This window comes from Actinomadura sp. BRA 177 (genome assembly GCF_013372625.1).
Classification (GTDB): Bacteria; Actinomycetota; Actinomycetes; order Streptosporangiales; family Streptosporangiaceae; genus Spirillospora.
On the sequence record NZ_JABXFD010000509.1, the window covers coordinates 1 to 3,768 of the forward strand.

General features: G+C 72.0%; 4 protein-coding genes. 1 reads left to right on the plus strand and 3 read right to left on the minus strand.

Annotated elements, in window-relative coordinates:
* The coding region (locus HUX53_RS29510) for a YafY family protein (protein ID WP_176406493.1) at positions 1 to 827 on the minus strand (827 nt) is incomplete at its 3' end.
* Positions 828 to 922: 95 nt separating this feature from the next.
* Between HUX53_RS29510 and HUX53_RS29515 the strand changes: the two genes are divergently transcribed.
* Complete coding sequence (locus HUX53_RS29515) at positions 923 to 2,005, plus strand: DUF3866 family protein (RefSeq protein ID WP_176406494.1); 1,083 nt, start codon at positions 923 to 925, stop codon at positions 2,003 to 2,005.
* On the opposite strand, the gene HUX53_RS29520 is transcribed toward HUX53_RS29515, so the two are convergent.
* Positions 2,002 to 2,436: a DUF3291 domain-containing protein gene (locus HUX53_RS29520; protein WP_255205758.1), complete on the minus strand. Its 435-nt coding sequence runs from the start codon at positions 2,434 to 2,436 to the stop codon at positions 2,002 to 2,004. The genes HUX53_RS29515 and HUX53_RS29520 overlap by 4 nt on opposite strands.
* Before the next feature lie 774 nt (positions 2,437 to 3,210).
* A partial coding sequence (locus tag HUX53_RS29525; RefSeq protein WP_217920071.1) for an FKBP-type peptidyl-prolyl cis-trans isomerase occupies positions 3,211 to 3,768 on the minus strand: 558 nt, incomplete at its 5' end.

Sequence of the window (3,768 nt, forward strand, 5' to 3'; positions counted from 1 at the left end):
CTATCGTAGGTGTGTGGTTCGTGTGCTCTTTTTTTTGTTCGGTGTCCGGTGTCGCGCACAGTCTCACCTCTCCTCGGCGCGGGCGGCGTCCGAGGTGTAACAGAGACGGGGTCGCCCCAGTCGAACGCGATGCGCCGCACGTCCACCCCGTCCGGGACCGTCACCGACCCGGCCGGGCCGTCCGCCGCGACCTCGCCCACGATGCGGCTCAGCCGGAACACCCGCTGCTCGTCGCGGTCGCGGTCGAACCCCACCACGTACCACCGGCCCCGGCGGCTCACCACCCCCCACGGCTCCAGATGGCGCCGCGCCACCGACGTCCGCCCGATGCCCTGGTAGTCGAACGCGACCGGCCAGCCGTCCCGCACCGCCTCCCACAGCGGCGCGAACGCCGGCTCGTGGGTGTTCACCCGCGGCTCGATGCCCACCGCGGGCGCCGCGTCGGTCTCCACCCCGGCCGCGCGCAGCTTCAGCAGCGCCCCCGACGCCGCCTCCGCCATGCTCGCCCGCTGCCACACCCGCGCCGCGAGGCCCAGCACGGCCGCCTCGTCCGGCGTCAGGTGGATGTCGGGCAGCTCGTAGGCCTGCGGCGGGATCCGGTACCCGATCTCCTCGCCGCCGCCGCCCTGCAGGTCGCTGCCCACCTCGAGGGGGACGCCGAGCTCGCGGAGCTCCTCCTTGTCCCGCTCGAACATCCGCTTGAACGCCTCACCGGAGTCCGGGTAGCCGGGCACCGCCCGGCGGATCTGCTCGGCCGTCAGATAGCGCCGGGTCGCGAGCAGGCAGACCACCAGATTCAGCAGGCGCTCGGTCTTGCGCCGAGACACTCCGCCACCACCTCGTTCCCTCCCGTGGCCCCACCCCCGCCGGGCAGGCCGGTCGTCCCCGCGAGCCGTCCCGCAGGACGCTACCGTTTCCCGGTGTGATCCGATGGCGCAAAGGCACAGTTGACGACATCCGGCGCGAATGGCCGGGAGCGGTCGAGCTGGACGTCTCGATCGGGGGCGACGGCACGCACCGCGCGCTCGCCTACCCGTCCCTGGTGGGACGGCCCGAACCGGGCGATACCGTCCTGCTCAACACTACGGCCTTGGCGATGGGCCTCGGCACCGGCGGCTACGCGATGGTCGTCGCGATCCCCGACCGGCTCCCGCCCGACCCCACCGGCCCCGGCCACCTGGTCAAGGCCCGCTACACGCCCCTGCAGGCCACCGTCCTCGGCGCCGACGAGCAGGACTCCCCCCACCACGACCTGCTCCGCGACGCCGACTCCCTGGACGGCATGCCCGTCATCGTCGCCGACCTGCACTCCGCGCTGCCGCCCATCCTCGCCGCGCTGCTGGCCGCCCGGCCGTCCACGCGGGTCGTGTACGTCATGCCGGACGGCGGGGCACTGCCGTCCTGGTTCTCCATGTCCATCGCCCGGCTCAAGGACGCCGGGACCCTCGCCGCCACCGTCACCGTGGGGCAGGCGTTCGGCGGCGACCTCGAAGCCGTCACCGTCCACACCGGGCTCCTCGCCGCGCGGCTCGTCCTGGACGCCGAGGTCGTCGTCCTCGCCCAGGGGCCCGGGAACCTCGGAACCGGGACGAAATGGGGGTTCTCCGGCGTCTCGGCGGGCGAGTCCGTCAATGCCGCGTCCGTCCTCGGCGGCCGGCCGGTCGCCTCCCTGCGCGTCAGCGAAGGCGACAGGCGCGAACGCCACATCGGCGTCTCCCACCACTGCCTCACCGCCTACGGCCGCGTCGCCCTCGCCGCCGCCGACGTCCCCGTCCCCGAACTCGGCGGCGCCTTCGGCGCCCGCGTCGCCGCCGAGGCCGCCCCCCTCGGCGACCGGCACCGCCTCGTCCCCGTCCCCGTCGACGGCCTCCACGACACGCTCAGGGCCGCCGAGAAGGACTGGGGCGTCCGCCTGTCCACCATGGGCCGCCGCCTCGACGACGACCTCCCCTACTTCCTCACCGCCGCCGCCGCCGGCCGCCACACCGCCACCCTGCTCGGCTAGCCCTGGAGGGCCGCGGGCTCGGCGCCCGCGGCCTCCTCGGCGGTGTAGGCCGAACTGAACATGAAGGCGCGGGGGGACGGACCGTGGGCTCGGAGGTGGGCGAGGCGCTCCAGGGCCTCGTCCACCGTCGGGGTGCGGCCCGCCGGGATCCACCACAGGACCAGGTGCGCCTCCGCGTGCCGCTGGAACCACTCGCGGCGGCGCCGCATCGTCTCCAGGTGGGCGCTGCGGTAGGCGAAGTCCCACAGCGCCTCCGCCGACTCCCACACCGAGAAGTTGATGATCACATCGTCGCCGGCGGGGCGCATGCCGGTGGCGTCGGCCGCGCCCTCCTCCACCAGCCGCCACACGAAGCCCGGCGCCGCGTCGGCGAGCGCGTTCAGCGACCCCGCGAACGCCGCCGCCCGCGGATCGCCCAACGTGAAGTTCAAGGTCGCCGCATCGAACTGGGCGAGGTGCCGACGAGGGATGTAGCGGGCTTCCGGGGTCGTCGCGGCAGGTCGTGGGGCGTCTCCATCACGGCGCCCAGCACTCATCCCATCCGCGACCGCACACGTCCGGCCCCCACAGACATTCCAGACAGCGCAGAATTCATCCCGCACACACGAGCGATGCCCTCCGGCCTCACCCGGAAAGGGCGGTGCCGCATCCGCAGCACCGCCCTTTGCCACTCTCCGGGACATACCGGAACTCACCGGAGCCCCTTGGAGCCATCCCAGCGAAACACCGTAGGAGCCGGGTTGCAGCACAGTGAACCCGGCCTCCTTGGCGATACAGGAGGAAACGCGATCGCGTCGATGTCCTCCACCGTTCCTCAAGACTGCGCAGGAACTACCTCCACAGCCGCACGCCCCGAACGGTGTTGGGCGCACTGGTCCACCGCATTCCCGACCGGGTGGCGACACGGATCGCGTCCGTGGTCCGATCCCGAAAGGGCGGCATTCCTCACGACCCGAATATCGGGAAGCACTCGCATGGCGACCGGGGAGGCCCCGCGCCATCTCTCTGGTGGAACAGGGGCCCCGGATGACCGACGCCACCCCGAGAAAACGGATCGTGGTCAAACGATAACCAACCGAAGTCGACAATGCAACCTGCATCCAATGGGCTGCACAAGCGGATACCCGGCTGGCGCAGCTCCGTACTCCAACGGTGAAGACGCCGCCATTCTAAGAACAACCGGGATGCCGTTTAGAGGACGGCGGTCAGTTCACACCCAGCAGATCGACCACGAAGACCAGCGTGTCGCTCCCCTTGATCCCCGCCTGCGCCAGCCCCTTCTTCCCGTACCCCAGCGACGGCGGCACCACCAGCAGCATCCGGCTCCCCACCCGCTGCCCCACCAGGCCCTGATCCCAGCCCTTCATCACCTGACCGGTCCCGATCGGCACCGCACGCGGCCCCGCCTTCGACCACGACGCGTCGAACACCTGCCCGTTACGCCAGAAATACCCCGCATACTGCAGCACCAGCAGCTGCCCCTTGCGCACCGCCGGCCCGTCCCCCCGCACCAGCGCCCGCACCTCAAGCCTCTTCGGCGGCGCCGACCGCGGCATCGTCACCACCGGCGCCTTCCCCGCCGGCGCGTCCGCCACCCTCGGCAGCCCGGGGTCACTCAACGGCGCCTGCTTCTTCCCATGCGGCCCCGCCGACTTCGGGTACACCGCCCGCACGTCCAGGACGTACACCAGCGTGTCATCCGACCCCACCTGATGCTTCGGGTCACCGTCGGCACCGAAACCGTCCCCCGGCGGAATCCGCGC